Below are 13,919 nucleotides of genomic sequence, written 5' to 3' on the forward strand. Positions count from 1 at the left end.
CCGTTCGTCATCCACGCCTGAGATGCTCGTCCAGGCGCGGCATGATCTCGACGAAGTTGCAGGGCATGTGCCGGTAGTCGAGCTGCGGCTTCAATATGCCGTCCCAGGCGTCCTTGCAGGCGCCGGGTGATCCCGGCAGCACGAAGACGAAAGTGGCGTTGACGACGCCGCCGGTCGCCCGGCTCTGGATCGTCGAGGTGCCGATCTTGTCGTAGGAGATGCGGTGGAACACTTCGGAAAAGCCGTCCATGCGCTTTTCGAAGATCGGCTCCAGCGCCTCCGGCGTCACGTCGCGGCCGGTGAAGCCGGTGCCGCCGGTGGTGATGACGACATCGACGTCTTTGTCCTGCGACCAGCCAAGCACCTTGTCGCGGATCTTGTCGCGGTCGTCGGTGACGATATCGCGGGCGGCAAGGATGTGGCCGGCCTCGGCGATGCGGTCGGCCAGCGTCTGGCCGGACTTGTCGTCGGCAAGGCTGCGCGTGTCGGAAACGGTCAAAACCGCGATGCGCACGGGAATGAAGGGTCGGCTTTCGTCAATCCTGGCCATGCGCGTCAGCCTCCATATTTCGCGTCGCGGCGACGAACCAGTCGGGATGGCGGCTGCGTATGTCGAGTGCGGCGCGCTTGGCGACATTGCCGGTTTCGAACAGTCCGAAGCAAGTGGCGCCGGAGCCCGACATGCGGGCGAATCCCGCCCCGGCCTTGTTCAGCACCGACAATGCCTTGCCGATGGCCGGCTGGACGGCGCGGGCCGCCGGTTCGAGATCGTTGCGCGTGATTTCCAGCCAGCTGCGGATGCTGTGAAAGTCGATCATGCGCGGCAGCGGCGGCAGCACGTCATTGTCCCGGCTGGCGAGCGCGTTGAACACCTCGGCCGTGGAGACGGCGGTGCCGGGATTGACCAGTACCAGGCCGAGCGCCGGAAAATCCGGCACGCTCGACAGCTCGTCACCGATACCACGCGCGACCAGGGGTTTTGCCGCCAGGCACATGGGGATGTCGGCGCCAAGCGTAAGGCCGATGCGCGCCAGTTCGGCCTCATCGACATCCAGTGCCCAGGCATGGACGAGCCCGCGCAGCACCGCCGCCGCATCGCTCGATCCGCCGCCGACGCCGGAAGCGATCGGCAAGTTCTTTTCCAGCCTGATGGCGACAGGCGGCGTCCGCTGCAGGCCGGCTTCCCGCCGCAGTGCCTCGCGTGCCTTCACCACCAGATTGCTGTCGTCGAGCGGGACCGCGGACGCGTACTTGCCGGACACGGAAAAAAGATCGCTGTCGGCGCGCTCGATCTCGACCCTGTCGCCGAAGCGGGTGAAGACGGCGAGGCTCTCGATCAGGTGATAGCCGTCGGCGCGCCTGCCGGTGACATGCAGCGCCAGGTTGATCTTGGCGGGCGCAAGCCAGATCCGGGCCGGCGCCTCGGAGTTCAATGTGTCGGCTGCAAGGGAAATGCTGTCAGTCCTTGGCCAGGCGGTATTCGCCGGTCTTGGGATCCTTGACCAGCGTTCCCATCGTACCGTTGGCCGCCTGCTTTTCGGTGCGCCGGATCTTGGCCGTCACGCGTTCGGCTTCCCTGACGAAGGAGCGGTAGCCGACATAGGCAAGCACGCCAACGGCGACGAAGAAAATGATCTGCGGCATCTCAAAACTCCTCCCTCGAAAAGGCGGCGAAGGCGGCCGGTCGGGTCGGTCAAGCGGACATGCTAGACGTTTTCACCGTTTTTTCAAAGCCCGAAGCGCGCCCACAGCGCGCGCTCTTCCGCCGCATCGATGATGCCGCTGGCGGCAGCAGCGGCAATGTCGGGCGCCGAAAAGCCGCTGCGCGAGCCGAACAGGCCGAAGCGGCCGAACAGGCCGCGCGGCGCCGTGATCAGCTTGAGCTGTGTCTTCGGCCCAAAGCGGGTCTTGAGCACCGTGCGCATATCGCCCAGCGCGTCGACAAGGCCGAGCTCAAGACCCTTCTTTGCGGTCCAGAACAGGCCGGTGAACAGATCCGGGTCGTCCTTGAGCCTGGTGCCGCGCCGTTCCTTGACGAGGTCGATGAAGGTTTCGTGCACCTCCAGCTGCAGCGCTTTCAGCCGCTCGACGTCTTCCTTCTTCTCCGGCTTGAACGGGTCGAGCACCGCCTTGTTCTGGCCGGCTGTGTGCACGCGGCGCTCGACGCCGATCTTCTTCATCAGTTCGGGAAAGCCGAACGAGGCCGACACCACGCCGATCGAACCGACGATGGAGGAGGGATCGGCGAAGATCTCGTCGCCGGCCACCGCGATCATGTAGCCGCCCGATGCCGCCACGTCCTCGACGAAGACCAGCACCTTCTTGTCCTTCTCCACCGCCAGGTCGCGGATGCGCTTGAAGATCAACCGCGACTGCACCGGCGAGCCGCCAGGCGAATTGATCGAGATGGCGACGACTGGCGCATCGAAGGAAAACGCCTTTTCGATCAGGCCGGCCGTCGACGCCAGCGACAGGCTCGGCCGGAACTGGCCGCCGCCGGGCATGATGGTCCCCTGCAGCCGGATGACCGGAACGGTGACGACGCTGGAGCGCCAGGATTTCGGCAGCAGTCGGTTCAAAAGGCGTTTCACGAGGGGGTTGTCTCCGGTCAATGTGCAAAGAGCAATATGAGGTCAGGCAAATTTGTTTCTGGGACGGCGCGACGATCTTGCTCCGGGCATGTAGGGATTTTCCGGCCAACAGCAATGCTATGTGGCCGGCGGGATCAGTCGCCGAACAGCGACGCCAGTCCGTTGTTGATCATCTCGGTCCGCTCCGCTGGTCCGTTGCCCGATTCACCATGCAGCATCAGTGGCGGGCGGATCGACAGCTTTCCGCGCGCGCCGAGTGCCGCCCTGACGACGATGCGGATCGCCGCCGCCTCGGGGCGAGGGTGGACTGAGAGCATTTCGGCATCGCCGAAGCGGCCCTCGACCGCATCGAGAAGCGCGCCGAGTTGCTCTGGCCGGGCAATGACGGCGAGCCCGCCGCGCGGCCTCACGACCGCTGCTGCACTTCTGATCCAGCCTTCGAACAGCCCGTCCTCCATGACATGCGCCTGCTTGCGCAGCGGATCCGGCGTGGCGCGATCCTCGGCGGCGTTGAAGGGCGGGTTCATGATGACGAAATCGAAGGAATTGTCGGCAAGGCCGGCGTCGCCTCTCGCCTTGCCCGAAAGCGTGACATCGGCGGCCAGCACCGAGGCGCGATCGCCGAGATGGGCGTTGCCGGGATGGGCAAGCGTGGTCGCCGCGTATCCCGCCATTTCCTCGGAGCGTTCGACCAGCACGGCCCGGGCGGAAGCACAGCGCGACAGAACCGCGAGGCCCGCGGCTCCCGCGCCGGCGCCGAAGTCGGCGAGCCGGCCGGCAAAGGCCGACGGCACGGCGGCGGCCAGCATCATGGCGTCCATGCCGGCGCGGTGGCCGCCCGCGCGGGGCTGCACCAGCCAGAAGCGGCCGCGATGGAAGGCATCGACCGTGTGGGCCGGCGTGTCCGGAACAAGGGCGGCGGGTGAAGCGGACATTATTTTCGGCGGATCTCGTTGGCGATGCCGGCATCGGTCAGGATGCGCCGCGCCGCATCCGCCCTATCGGCGTCTACCATGACGCGTCGGGGCAAGATGCCGATCGAGCCGTCGAGCACGCTCATGTTCTGGTCGGCGACGAAACAGGCAATGCCGGCATCGCGCATCAGCGATTCGACAAAGGAGATAATCACGGCATCGTTGGTGCGGATAAGCTCTATCATCGGACGAAAATCGCAGGTTGCGGCGTTCCTGTAAACGTGGGCGGTCGCCTGCCAGTTGCAACCGCGCCAATTCGCCTCTTGCCGTGCCCGTGGGTGCCGCCCTAGAGTCCATCCGGGACAGGGTGCCGTCGTGCGCGTGGAATAGACGGGAGTGTTTGTGGTGGGTGTCGTTCTCAACATCGAAAACGGGAAGCGGGAAGCCGCCTCCATCAAGGACCTGATCGACCTGACGGCGGCCGATATGGGGCGCGTCAACGAACTCATCCTTTCGAAGGCGGGCTCCGACGTCGAGATGATCCCGGAGGTCGCCAACCATTTGATCTCGTCCGGCGGCAAGCGGCTGCGGCCGATGCTGACGCTCGCCGCCGCGCAGATGTTCGGCTATTCCGGCGAGGGCCACGTCAAGCTCGCCACCTCGGTCGAGTTCATGCACACCGCTACGCTTTTGCACGACGACGTCGTCGACGAGAGCGGCATGCGCCGCGGCAAGAAGACCGCCCGCATGATCTGGGGTAACCAGGCCAGTGTGCTGGTCGGCGATTTCCTGCTCGGCCAGGCTTTTCGCATGATGGTCGATGTCGGCTCGCTGGAAGCGCTCGACATCCTGTCGAGTGCGGCCTCGATCATCGCCGAGGGCGAGGTGATGCAGCTTGCCGCCGCAAAGAACCTCGAAACCACCGAGGACGAGCATTTCGCCGTCATCAAGGCCAAGACTGCTGCGCTGTTTTCGGCCGCCGCCGAAGTCGGCCCGGTCATCGCCCAGGCAACGCGCAACGACCGCGCGGCACTGCGTTCCTACGGCATGAATCTCGGCCTTGCCTTCCAGCTCATCGACGACGTGCTGGATTATGGCGGTTCCAGCAAGGAGCTGGGGAAAAATGTCGGCGACGATTTCCGCGAAGGCAAGGTGACGCTGCCGGTCATCCTCGCCTACCGGCGCGGCACCAAGGCCGAACGCACCTTCTGGAAGCGCGCTATCGAGGACAATGTCACCGACGATGCCGGATTGGAAAAGGCGATCGGCCTGATGACCCGCCATGGCGCCATCGCCGACACCATCGGCCGCGCCCGCCATTTCGGCGAGATCGCTCGCGACGCGCTGGCGCCGCTGGAGGCGACGCCGCAGAAATCGGCGCTGATCGACGTCATCGATTTCTGCATCAGCCGGGTGAACTGAAAGGCAACTTTGCCGCGAAATCCCGCTATGCCGTCTCGACAAGCCGTCGCGATACAAATTATCTATAAAGCATGGCAAGGACCGCAGACGACACCATCGCCGTCCGCATCAGCAAAGTGCTGGCGGACCGCATCATATCGGGCGCCATCGAACCGGGCGCCCGGCTGCGGCAGGACCATATCGCCGAGGAATTCCAGACCAGCCATGTCCCGGTGCGCGAAGCGTTCCGGCGTCTGGAGGCGCAAGGGCTGGCGATCGGCGAGCCGCGCCGTGGCGTGCGTGTCGCGTCTTTCGACCTTGGCGAGGTCAGGGAAGTCGCCGAAATGCGGGCGGCACTCGAAGTGCTGGCGCTGCGTCATGCCGCGCCGCACCTGACCGCAGCCATTCTCGATCTCGCCGAAGAAGCGACCAAGGCCGGCGACAAATCCCGCGACGTCCGCTCCTGGGAGGAAGCCAACCGCACCTTCCACCGGCTGATCCTTCAGCCATGCGGCATGCCGCGCCTTCTCGCCACCATCGACGATTTGCACGCGGCGAGCGCCCGCTTCCTGTTCGCGGCCTGGCGCTCGGAATGGGAAATCCGCACCGACCAGGATCACCGGGCGATCTTGAGCGCGCTCCGCCAAGGCAATGCCGAATCGGCCGCCGCCACCCTTGGCCGGCATGTGCAGTGGATCGGCCAGAAGCCGGTCAGGACGGCCTCCGGCAGGACCCGCGACGCCTTCGCCATCGTCGGCTAGGCCATTGGCGCGCAGCTGCTGCTGCCCCGCCGGCCCTTCCCAATGCATCGCGACGTTTTTGAAAACCGATGCCCGGAAGCATTTTTCCGGGCCAGGGCTTGCCATCACCGCGGAAATATGGATTCGATAATAGATCGAATACGAAAATTATCTATAATTTCAAATCAGCCAGGGAAACCGCCGTGACCGACATCGCTTTTTCGTCCTCAAAGCCGTCCTTCAGCCCGCTGCGCCTGCAAACCCGCTCGCTTGGCTGGCAGGCCGGCGCCATCGTCCTCGGGACGCTGTTTCTGGCGCTGTCGTCCTACATGGAAGTGCCGATGGTGCCGGTGCCGGTGACCATGCAGACCTTCGCCGTGACACTGATCGGCGCGCTTTATGGCTGGCGGCTTGGCGCCATCACCATCAGCGCCTGGCTGGTCGAGGGCGCCGTTGGCTTTCCGGTCTTGGCCGGCGGCGCTGCCGGCGTGCAGCATTTCCTCGGGCCGACGGGCGGCTATCTCTTCGCCTTTCCGCTCACCGGCGCACTGGTCGGCTGGCTGGCCGAACGCGGCTGGAACGGCAACCGGGTGATGCTGGCCTTCGCCGCGATGGTGCTCGGCAATCTCGCCTGCCTGGTTCTTGGCACGGCGTGGCTTGCCGTCATGATCGGCGCCGAACAGGCCATCACCTTCGGCTTCCTGCCCTTCATCGTCGGCGGCTTGCTGAAGTCGGCGCTCGGCGCCGCCACGCTGAAGCTGTTTTCCGGCAACAAGTCCGAGACCGCGAAAACCGCATCCTGAGAACCGATGACCGTCAGGCTGCGCTCCCATCATCTGCTTTGCGTGCTGACCTATGTCGGCAAGGGCTACAGCGCCGCCTTCATCGCCAACTATGACCGCATCGCCGAGCGTCTTCGCCGGGGCGAAGATGTCCTGATCGTCTCGGGTCCAGACGACATCTGCGCCCCGCTGCTCGGTGAGCCGGAGCCGCACTGCTTGCGCGAAAGTGCTGCCGAGCGGGACCTGCTGGCGGCGCGGGACGTGGAGCAATTGCTGGCCCGGCCGATCCGGGTCGGTGCCCGCTTCAGCCTCGACGCGGCAACCTTGGCCAGCATGCGCGCCGCCTTTTCAGCCGGCCTGACGCGCGAGGCCTGCCAGGGCTGCGAGTGGTCCGGCCTGTGCACCACTGTTGCCATCAACACCTATCGCGATACCAGGGTGTAGGGTCCGCCGCCGCAATCTGCTATAATCCGCCGTCGCCATGATTTGTTGATCGGGTGGCCTGATTGTGAATTCGGCCCGGATTGAAGCCTGACCCCAAAAAGGCCATGCTTTACCCGGAAAAGTGCGAGTCTATGGCGGTCCCACCGACTTGGGGATTGCGTCTGGCTGAAAGGGATACGATGCGGCAAGGACGTGCGCGCTGGCTCACAGGGCTGGCAATTGTGGCGGGCATGGCGATCTCGGCTCTGCCGTCGCATGCCAAGGAAACCACCGAGCCGGTCAAGATCACATCCTTCTCGGGAGCCTATCTCGCCGCGCGGATCGCCGAGGGCGACAACGACCTCGACAGCGCCATCGCCTATTACAAGCAGGCGCTTGCCTTCGCGCCCGGCGACACCGCGCTGCAGCAGAGCCTGATGCTGTCGCTGATTGCGCAAGGCCGCTTCGAGGAATCCCTGGTCTATGCCGACAAGCTCAAGGAAGTGCCCGATGTCGAGCGCTTCTCGCGGCTGGCGCTGGCCGTCGATTCTTTCCACAAGAAGGATTTCACCAAGGCGCAATACTGGCTCAAGCTGTCGCTCGAATCCGATCTAGACCGCCTGTTGTCCGGCGTCATGAGCGGCTGGGCCATGGAAGGCACTGGTGAAGCCAGTGACGCCATGGCGTTCATCGACAAGCTGCAGGGGCCGGACTGGTTCGGCCTGTTCAAATCCTACCATCGCGCTCTGATCGCCGATGCCGCGGGCCTGCCCGAAAAGGCCGATCAAATCTACGCCGCGACCTTGGCAGACACTGCCGCCGGTGGTGCGGCGCCCGAGACGTGGATGCGCAATGCACAGGCCTATGCCTCGTTCCTTTCCCGCAAGGGCGACAAGGCCAAGGCGCTTTCCGTGCTCGACCAGGCCGAGGCGTTTGCGCCGGGCAAGCTGGAAATCACCACGCTTCGCGACAGGATCAACAAGGGCGACAAGATCGAGGCTCTCGTCACCGGTCCGTCCGAGGGTGCCTCCGAGATCCTGCTTGATCTTGCCACCGCGCTCAACCGCGGCGGCGGCGAGCCGTTCGTCCGCCTCTATCTGCAATATGCGCTGGCGCTGAAGCCCAACAGCGATGCCGCCCTGGTGCAGCTCGCCGCCGTCGCCGAGCAGCTGAAGGACGGCGAGGGCGCGATCGCGCTCTATCGCCGTATTCCCGATTCTTCGCCGCTGAAGGAGCTTTCCGACCTGCAGCTCGGCCTCAACCTCGCCGATCTCGACCGCCATGAGGAGGCGATTGCCCACCTGAAGGCGTTCGTCGAAAAGCATCCAGAAGACATGCGTGCCTATCTGGCGCTTGGCGGCGTCTATTCCTCCAAGGACGATTTCCGTTCCGCCGCCAATCTCTACGACAAGGCGGTCGAGGTGCTGAAGACGCCGACCAGCGCCAACTGGAACATTTTCTACCAGCGCGGCATCGCCTATGAGCGGCTGAAGGAATGGCCGAAGGCGGAGCCGAATTTCCGCAAGGCGCTGGAACTGCTCCCGGACCAGCCGCAGGTTCTGAACTATCTCGGCTATTCCTGGGTCGACATGAACATGAACCTCAAGGAAGGCCTGGCGATGATCCAGAAGGCCGTCGATCTGCGGCCGAGCGACGGCTACATCGTCGATTCGCTGGGTTGGGCCTATTTCCGCCTTGGTCGGTTCGACGACGCCGTGCGTGAAATGGAGCGTGCCGTGTCGCTGAAGCCGGAGGATCCGGTGCTGAACGACCATCTCGGCGATGCCTACTGGCGCGTCGGCCGCAAGCTGGAAGCCACCTTCCAGTGGAACCAGGCGCGCGACCTGAAGCCGGACCCCGATGTGCTTGCCGCCGTGCAGCAGAAGCTGCTGAAAGGCCTGCCGCCGATCGAATCCAACACGGCGCAGGAGACCCCGAAGGTCAAGCCGGAGCCGACGCCGGCACCGAAGGGGTGAGGATCGCGATATTGTATGCAAAACGGGGCTCGCTGAGCCCCGTTTTCGTTTCAGAAAAGCTCGGGCCGCCGAGGTGCTTGCGCTGATCCCCCTCCTCCTTGAGGGGAGGGTGGCCAGACGAAGTCTGGTCGGGAGGGGTCGCTCGCGCAGTGCTCGACGCCTTGCTTGCGGTGCCTCCTGAGGGGACCCCCTCCGCCTGCTGCGCGGGCATCTCCCCCTCGAGGGGGGAGAGTGGGTGCGGCACCCCGCCTTGACGCTCGCCGGCCCGGCAACTAGGGAATGCTTCATTCCGCGCTTTCCGAGGCCGCCGTGACGATCGACATCCCAGCCCACATGCATCCCAGCCGCTCTTTCCAGGGGCTGATCCTGACCTTGCACAATTATTGGGCGGACTATGGTTGCGTCATCCTGCAGCCTTACGACATGGAAGTCGGCGCCGGCACCTTCCATCCGGCGACCACATTGCGTGCGCTGGGGCCAAAGCGCTGGAACGCCGCCTATGTGCAGCCCTCGCGCCGGCCCAAGGACGGCCGCTATGGCGAGAACCCGAACCGGCTGCAGCACTACTACCAGTACCAGGTGATCCTGAAGCCGAATCCGCCCAATCTGCAGGAGCTCTATCTCGGCTCGCTCAAGGCAATCGGCGTCGATCCGCTGCTGCACGATATCCGCTTCGTCGAGGACGATTGGGAAAGCCCGACACTAGGCGCCTGGGGCCTGGGCTGGGAGTGCTGGTGCGACGGCATGGAAGTCTCGCAGTTCACCTATTTCCAGCAGGTCTGCGGCATCGAATGCGCGCCGGTGGCGGGCGAACTCACCTACGGGCTGGAGCGGCTGGCCATGTATGTGCAGGGTGTCGACAATGTCTACGACCTCAACTTCAACGGCCGCGACGGGGCCGACAAGGTCACCTATGGCGATGTCTTCCTGCAGGCCGAGCAGGAATATTCGCGCCACAATTTCGAACATGCCAACACGGCGATGCTGCTGAGACACTTCGAAGACGCCGAGGCAGAGTGCAAGGCGCTGCTCGATGCCGGCGCGCCGGCGTCGAACGACAATCTGGCGATGCACCGCATGGTTTTGCCGGCCTACGACCAGTGCATCAAGGCCAGCCATGTCTTCAACCTGCTCGACGCGCGCGGCGTGATTTCCGTGACCGAGCGGCAGAGCTACATCCTGCGGGTGCGCAATCTGGCCAAGGCCTGCGGCGAGGCTTTCCTTCTGACACAGGCTGGCGGGCTGGCGGCCTGAGTTCAGACGCGCTTCATCAGTTCGAGAGACGCGTTGATCGGGGACAGGATCTGGCCACTCGGGCCTGCCATTGTCCGCAATGCCTGCCGAACGCCTGGCATCGAGAAGGCACCGTGAACCTGCGCGGCGAGGCAAGCGCTAAGTGCGAGGATCTGCAGTAGTCTTGATGCCGTTTTCATCGTCGTTCAGCCAATAGTTCCCTGCCTGAGCGTTGGTCGCTTCAGCGCTGTGTTTGGTTCATGGGAATTTCTGCCCTAAGGACGGCCGGGTTCCCGCTATCCCGACAACAGCCATGAAAATTCCGGAAATAGGTCGAACAGGCGATCGGCATGCAGGGTGACAGCGGCCGGCCGAGTTGCTATGCCCGCCCAGACCTGTTGCCGCGTGAGCCCTACCTATGCCTGACCTGCTTCTCGAACTTCGCTCCGAGGAAATCCCTGCCCGCATGCAGCGCAAGGCGGCGGGCGACCTCAGGAAGATGCTGACCGACGGTCTGGTCGAGGCGGGCCTCACCTATGAGGCGGCGCGCGAGTACTGGACGCCGCGGCGGCTGACGCTCGACATTCGCGGCCTGACGGCGCGCTCGAAGGACCTCCACGAAGAGATCAAGGGGCCCGCGACCTCGGCGCCGGAGCAGGCGGTGCAGGGTTTTCTGCGCAAGGCGGGCCTTACCTCGGTTGCCGAGGCCCATGTCCACTCCGACCCGAAGAAGGGCGATTTTTATGTCGCCCATATTTCGAAGCCGGGAAGGGCGGCGGAAGCCATCATCGCCGACCTGGTGCCGGGCATCATCCGTGGCTTCCCCTGGCCGAAATCGATGCGCTGGGGGCCGGCCTCGGCAAAGTCGGGCTCGTTGCGCTGGGTGCGGCCGCTGCAGTCGATCCTCTGCACCTTCGGCCCGGAGACCGAGGAGCCGGTGGTGGTCGATTTCGAGATCGACGGCATCCGCTCGGGCAACGTCACCTACGGCCACCGCTACCATGCGCCGGGCGAAATCACGGTGCGCCGCTTCGACGACTATGTGTCCAAGCTGGAGGCGGCCAAGGTCGTGCTCGACGCCGACCGCCGCAAGGAGATTATTCTTGCCGACGCCCGCAACCTCGCCTTCGCCAACGGCCTCGACCTGGTCGAGGACGAGGGACTGTTGGAGGAAGTGTCCGGCCTGGTTGAATGGCCGGTCGTGCTGATGGGCGAGTTCGAGCAGGACTTCCTCGCTATTCCCGCCGAGGTGATCCGGCTCACCATTCGCGCCAACCAGAAGTGCTTCGTCAGCCGGCCGCAGGGCGCCGTCGAGGATCTGTCCAACTGCTTCATCCTCACCGCCAACATCGAGGCGAAGGACGGAGGCAAGGAGATCGCCTACGGTAACGGCAAGGTGGTGCGCGCGCGCCTCTCCGATGCGCTGTATTTCTGGAAGACCGACCAGGGCGACCTGCCCGATCTCGACCAGCTCAAGGCATCGGCGGAGAACTTCGGGCTCGATCTCAAAAAGCCGCTCGACCAGCGCATGGCCCGCCTCGACCATCTCGGCGTCACTTTCCACGCCAAGCTCGGCACGCAGGGCGAGCGGGTGGAGCGGATCAGGAAGCTGGCCGAAGAGCTGGCGCCGATCGTTGGCGCCGATCCCGCGCTCGCTGCTCGCGCCGCGGTGCTGGCCAAGGCTGATCTGACCACCGAAGTGGTCGGCGAATTCCCGGAATTGCAGGGCGCCATGGGCCGCAAATACGCGCTGCTGCAGGGCGAGCATCCGTCGGTTGCCGCTGCCATCGAGGAACACTACAAGCCGCAAGGCCCGTCCGACCGCGTGCCGGCCGACTCTGTTTCGATTGCCGTGGCGCTCGCCGACAAGCTCGACACGCTGGTCGGCTTCTGGGCCATCGACGAAAAGCCGACGGGGTCGAAGGACCCTTATGCGCTGAGAAGAGCGGCCTTGGGATTGGTGAGGATCGTCCTCGAGAACAAGATCAAACTCTCCTTCAGCAAGGCCATTGCTGCGACGGTCGCGGCAGCACTTTTTGCCTATGAACGTTCGGGTGAAGGCGCCGAGAGTCTCGGCGTCGTGGCGATGCTGAATGCTCGAATTCAAGACTACCGGGGGGAAAGCCGTCTGCTGCCGGAAGCGGGTCTTGTCGCTGAGTTGGTGAAGCAAGGTCTCCAAAAGGCAATATCCGAAACCTCTGGCGCTGCTGACCCGGAGCGAGAGTTCTTCGACGGGCAGCGCATAATGGAACTGCAAGCCTCTTTGGCTCCGTTCACGGATGACCTCCTCGCCTTCTTCCACGACCGCCTGAAAGTCTACCTCCGCGATCAGGGCGCACGCCATGATCTGATCGACGCCGTCATCACGCCGCAGTCCGACGACCTCCTTCAGATCGTCCGCCGCGTCGAGGCGCTGGGTTCCTTCCTCGACAGCGAGAACGGCAAGAACCTGCTCGCCGGCACCAAGCGCGCGGCCAACATTCTGGCCGCCGAGGAGAAGAAGAAAACGGTGATCGCCGAGACTGTTGAGCCGGCGCTTTTTCGCGAGGATGCCGAGAAGGCGCTGTCTGGAGCGGTGAATCAGGCAGAGAAGGAAGCCGGCGAAGCGATTCAAGACGAAGACTTTTCCGCCGCCATGCTGGCGCTTAGCGTTTTGCGCGAACCGGTTGATACATTCTTTGAGCGTGTTCTCGTGAATGATGAGGACCAGGCCGTGCGCGCCAACCGCCTGGCACTGCTCGCCCGCATCCGCGCCGCCACCGGTAAGGTCGCGGACTTCTCCAGGATCGCCGGCTAAAGCATATCCCGAACCCTCGGTTCGGACAAAGATCACGCTCAAACGAAGCAACTGAAAAATTTGTACCGGCCGGCCATTCGAGCCGGCTTACAGTCATATGACGATGATCTCCCCGAGGCAAAACGGACATGTTCCCCCAACCCACGGAGTTTTCCATGAATTCCGCTCACGACATCGAAGTGACTGAAGAGACCCCGGCCGCCACCGAGGCGACTGAATCCGCCTCCGAAAACATCCTCGATCAGGCTGCCGCCGCCGCGGTCGAAGCCGCCGATCTGTCCGACGACGATGAGGAAGGCGACGACGAAGACGGCGAGGACGCCGACAAGCAAGCCGCCCTCTCGGACGACGACGAGGATGAAGACGGCGAGGACGACGAAGAAGACGACGAGGACGAAGACGAAGACAGCGTGAAGGCCGAAGGCGGCGACGCTGGCGAAGAGGACGACGAGGACGACGACAAGGAAGAGGCGGCCTGAGCCATTTCGTCAGGCCGAGTTGCGAAGAGGGCGGCGCTTGCGCCGCCCTCTCTGCGTCAGTCATCCAGATGCTGACGTCAGTCAGTCATCCAGATGCTGACGTCAGTCAGTCATCCAGATGCTGACGTCAGTCAGTCATCCAGATGCTGACGTCAGTCAGTCATCCAGATGCTGACTTGGTCAGTCTTCCAGGATGCTGACGCGCGCGCTGCGCGAATAGACGTCGACCTGGATCAGCGGCTCGCCATTGACGATGGCACGCCGTGTCGAGGAACTCATCGCACCGCCGCGCTCCAGCATGCGTTGCAGATCCGCGCGGTCGTCATTGCTCCTGAACCAGCCGTCGCCCTCGTCGTCGCTGTCGCGCCGGTGGAACTTGTGCCAGTTGGCGCGGTCCTGCCGCACCATCTGCGCGGCACTGTCCAGCGGGAAGCCATCGCTGGCGTGATGGTCGCGTTCGGAAATGCGCGCGACATAGGATCCGAGCATGTCGTCGGCCTTCGCCGCACTTGTGCCCAGCGCCGACGCCAGCAATAGCCCGGCGACGGCAAACGGTCTTGCCTTGTTCATGATGCCCCCTTTG

The 13,919-nt window shown here is 64.2% G+C and carries 15 protein-coding genes; 8 read left to right on the forward strand and 7 right to left on the reverse strand.

All coding sequences use genetic code 11. From position 1 onward, the window contains the following. Positions 1 to 7 precede the first annotated feature (7 nt). The 6 genes from moaB to ACSQ3Z_RS12180 form a co-directional block, all read right to left on the reverse strand. Entirely contained in the window at positions 8 to 550 is a 543-nt protein-coding gene (moaB, locus tag ACSQ3Z_RS12155) for a molybdenum cofactor biosynthesis protein B (RefSeq protein WP_436171506.1), read from the reverse strand. Further along, a complete protein-coding gene (locus ACSQ3Z_RS12160) occupies positions 537 to 1,433 on the reverse strand; it encodes a 4-(cytidine 5'-diphospho)-2-C-methyl-D-erythritol kinase (protein ID WP_436171507.1) in 897 nt (298 codons plus the stop codon). The genes moaB and ACSQ3Z_RS12160 overlap by 14 nt, the downstream gene beginning before the upstream one ends. 25 nt (positions 1,434 to 1,458) lie before the next feature. Next, positions 1,459 to 1,644, reverse strand: a complete 186-nt coding sequence (locus tag ACSQ3Z_RS12165; RefSeq protein ID WP_006201979.1) for a hypothetical protein — start codon at positions 1,642 to 1,644, stop codon at positions 1,459 to 1,461. A gap of 83 nt (positions 1,645 to 1,727) precedes the next feature. Further along, the gene (locus ACSQ3Z_RS12170) at positions 1,728 to 2,591 is read right to left on the reverse strand and encodes a S49 family peptidase (protein ID WP_436171508.1); all 864 of its coding nucleotides are present in this window, start codon (positions 2,589 to 2,591) and stop codon (positions 1,728 to 1,730) included. A gap of 134 nt (positions 2,592 to 2,725) precedes the next feature. Continuing rightward, complete coding sequence (locus tag ACSQ3Z_RS12175; RefSeq protein ID WP_436171509.1) at positions 2,726 to 3,526, reverse strand: tRNA1(Val) (adenine(37)-N6)-methyltransferase; 801 nt, start codon at positions 3,524 to 3,526, stop codon at positions 2,726 to 2,728. Beyond that, positions 3,526 to 3,750 (reverse strand): DUF2007 domain-containing protein, encoded by a 225-nt coding sequence (locus ACSQ3Z_RS12180; RefSeq protein ID WP_436171510.1) that lies wholly within the window; start codon positions 3,748 to 3,750, stop codon positions 3,526 to 3,528. The genes ACSQ3Z_RS12175 and ACSQ3Z_RS12180 overlap by 1 nt, the downstream gene beginning before the upstream one ends. 160 nt (positions 3,751 to 3,910) lie before the next feature. Here ACSQ3Z_RS12180 and ACSQ3Z_RS12185 point away from each other — a divergent pair, with 160 nt between their 5' ends. The 8 genes from ACSQ3Z_RS12185 (at position 3,911) to ACSQ3Z_RS12220 (ending at position 13,336) form a co-directional block, all read left to right on the forward strand. Then, entirely contained in the window at positions 3,911 to 4,927 is a 1,017-nt protein-coding gene (locus ACSQ3Z_RS12185) for a polyprenyl synthetase family protein (protein ID WP_006201983.1), read from the forward strand. Positions 4,928 to 4,998: 71 nt separating this feature from the next. Then, positions 4,999 to 5,667, forward strand: a complete 669-nt coding sequence (locus ACSQ3Z_RS12190) for a GntR family transcriptional regulator (protein ID WP_436171511.1) — start codon at positions 4,999 to 5,001, stop codon at positions 5,665 to 5,667. Between the two features lie 182 nt (positions 5,668 to 5,849). Beyond that, complete coding sequence (locus ACSQ3Z_RS12195) at positions 5,850 to 6,449, forward strand: biotin transporter BioY (RefSeq protein WP_436171512.1); 600 nt, start codon at positions 5,850 to 5,852, stop codon at positions 6,447 to 6,449. A 6-nt stretch (positions 6,450 to 6,455) separates the two neighbouring features. Further along, complete coding sequence (locus tag ACSQ3Z_RS12200; protein WP_436171513.1) at positions 6,456 to 6,872, forward strand: DUF1284 domain-containing protein; 417 nt, start codon at positions 6,456 to 6,458, stop codon at positions 6,870 to 6,872. Between the two features lie 179 nt (positions 6,873 to 7,051). Continuing rightward, positions 7,052 to 8,827 (forward strand): tetratricopeptide repeat protein, encoded by a 1,776-nt coding sequence (locus ACSQ3Z_RS12205; RefSeq protein ID WP_436171514.1) that lies wholly within the window; start codon positions 7,052 to 7,054, stop codon positions 8,825 to 8,827. 279 nt (positions 8,828 to 9,106) lie between these two features. Next, positions 9,107 to 10,081 (forward strand): glycine--tRNA ligase subunit alpha, encoded by a 975-nt coding sequence (locus ACSQ3Z_RS12210; protein ID WP_436171515.1) that lies wholly within the window; start codon positions 9,107 to 9,109, stop codon positions 10,079 to 10,081. Positions 10,082 to 10,478: 397 nt separating this feature from the next. Then, positions 10,479 to 12,857, forward strand: a complete 2,379-nt coding sequence (glyS, locus tag ACSQ3Z_RS12215; RefSeq protein ID WP_436171516.1) for a glycine--tRNA ligase subunit beta — start codon at positions 10,479 to 10,481, stop codon at positions 12,855 to 12,857. Positions 12,858 to 13,036: 179 nt separating this feature from the next. Further along, positions 13,037 to 13,336, forward strand: a complete 300-nt coding sequence (locus tag ACSQ3Z_RS12220; protein WP_436171517.1) for an ATPase — start codon at positions 13,037 to 13,039, stop codon at positions 13,334 to 13,336. Between the two features lie 180 nt (positions 13,337 to 13,516). On the opposite strand, the gene ACSQ3Z_RS12225 is transcribed toward ACSQ3Z_RS12220, so the two are convergent. Beyond that, positions 13,517 to 13,906, reverse strand: a complete 390-nt coding sequence (locus ACSQ3Z_RS12225; RefSeq protein WP_436171518.1) for a hypothetical protein — start codon at positions 13,904 to 13,906, stop codon at positions 13,517 to 13,519. Between the last annotated feature and the right edge of the window lie 13 nt (positions 13,907 to 13,919).

The organism is Mesorhizobium sp. LjNodule214 (assembly GCF_964252735.1).
Taxonomy (GTDB): domain Bacteria; phylum Pseudomonadota; class Alphaproteobacteria; order Rhizobiales; family Rhizobiaceae; genus Mesorhizobium.

Coding starts and splice junctions, on each gene's coding strand:
- moaB (WP_436171506.1), bottom strand. CDS start 550: ATGGCCAGGATTGACGAAAGCCGACCCTTCATTCCCGTGCGCATCGCG.
- ACSQ3Z_RS12165 (WP_006201979.1), bottom strand. CDS start 1,644: ATGCCGCAGATCATTTTCTTCGTCGCCGTTGGCGTGCTTGCCTATGTC.
- ACSQ3Z_RS12175 (WP_436171509.1), bottom strand. CDS start 3,526: ATGTCCGCTTCACCCGCCGCCCTTGTTCCGGACACGCCGGCCCACACG.
- ACSQ3Z_RS12180 (WP_436171510.1), bottom strand. CDS start 3,750: ATGATAGAGCTTATCCGCACCAACGATGCCGTGATTATCTCCTTTGTC.
- ACSQ3Z_RS12190 (WP_436171511.1), top strand. CDS start 4,999: ATGGCAAGGACCGCAGACGACACCATCGCCGTCCGCATCAGCAAAGTG.
- ACSQ3Z_RS12200 (WP_436171513.1), top strand. CDS start 6,456: ATGACCGTCAGGCTGCGCTCCCATCATCTGCTTTGCGTGCTGACCTAT.
- ACSQ3Z_RS12205 (WP_436171514.1), top strand. CDS start 7,052: ATGCGGCAAGGACGTGCGCGCTGGCTCACAGGGCTGGCAATTGTGGCG.
- ACSQ3Z_RS12210 (WP_436171515.1), top strand. CDS start 9,107: ATGCTTCATTCCGCGCTTTCCGAGGCCGCCGTGACGATCGACATCCCA.
- glyS (WP_436171516.1), top strand. CDS start 10,479: ATGCCTGACCTGCTTCTCGAACTTCGCTCCGAGGAAATCCCTGCCCGC.
- ACSQ3Z_RS12225 (WP_436171518.1), bottom strand. CDS start 13,906: ATGAACAAGGCAAGACCGTTTGCCGTCGCCGGGCTATTGCTGGCGTCG.